Raw genomic sequence first — 1001 nt, forward strand, 5'->3', positions numbered from 1 at the left:
AGTTACCGTTGGGTCACTAAAACGGACCCTAAAGTAATCCTGGATAAAATTAGTTTGTCCAGCTAAAGCCCAATGGTATAAAGTCCGGTCCAGACCAGCGATCCCTACGGAAGCTTTTTTACAATATTTACGTAAGTGAAACCGATCCAAAATGAACGTGCAGTGCGGAATAAAGTCGGCTCCGTGCTTGATCCATTGAGCACCGTCACCGCTTAAATAAACTTTTTCTGGCCGATAGTTGGTCTCTATATAATCTAGAACTTCTGTCCATAATTCTTCGTTGTCTTTGCCCGGATAGTTACCCGTAAAGTAATGCGCTTTGATCAGTGGATGGCGCGGATCAGTTACGTCATAACCTTCATGAACATAAACTAGTTTCATGAAACGATTAGTACTGTCCTGATAAGCAACATGATCTTCGTCAGCTTCAATAAATAGCGTTTGGATCGGTTTGGGGGCGGGCTTCTCAGTCACAGAAGGCTCATTGGGCAGTTGTTGACCTTCACGGTGAACAATGTTCATGACTGCTGTTTTAGAGTGGATCCCCAAATGGGGGATCATCGTGAGCGCTTCTTGGTAAGTATGTCCAGCAACATTTTCTAAGATCTGCGCTTTGACTCCCAGCGTCATCCGGCTATATTTTTGCCAGCCTAAGACTTTATCCAACAAAAAGAAATACGCCCGGGTTTCTTTATTTTGATAATATGTCCGCTTCACTGTGAGATCACCGTACAAAGTCGACTTAGTCGTTTCACGGATCGCTTTGATCGCAAATTTATCCTTGCGGATCTCAGACTCCTTAAACTGCCGGTCGGCTTCTTCTAAAAAGACCCTGATCAAGTTTAGGCATAGTTTTCTCCCTGCGGCCATTGTATTTTCGATCCAGTCATCAAAGGCAAGATCTTGGTACAGAACTTTTTCACCATTTTTTGTAAAATTCGCCCACATTTGTTCGCTCATCTGTTGTAAAATATTCATTGGGAAATAACTCTCTCTTTCAT

Annotated in this window: 1 protein-coding gene; it reads right to left on the reverse strand. The window is 42.9% G+C overall.

Annotation, left to right across the window (positions count from 1 at the left end; genetic code table 11):
- The coding region (locus tag FC65_RS10815) for a UPF0236 family transposase-like protein (protein ID WP_056972751.1) at positions 1–978 on the reverse strand (978 nt) is incomplete at its 3' end.
- Positions 979–1001 lie beyond the last annotated feature (23 nt).

Source organism: Ligilactobacillus acidipiscis DSM 15836 (assembly GCF_001435755.1).
Taxonomy (GTDB): Bacteria; Bacillota; Bacilli; order Lactobacillales; family Lactobacillaceae; genus Ligilactobacillus; species Ligilactobacillus acidipiscis.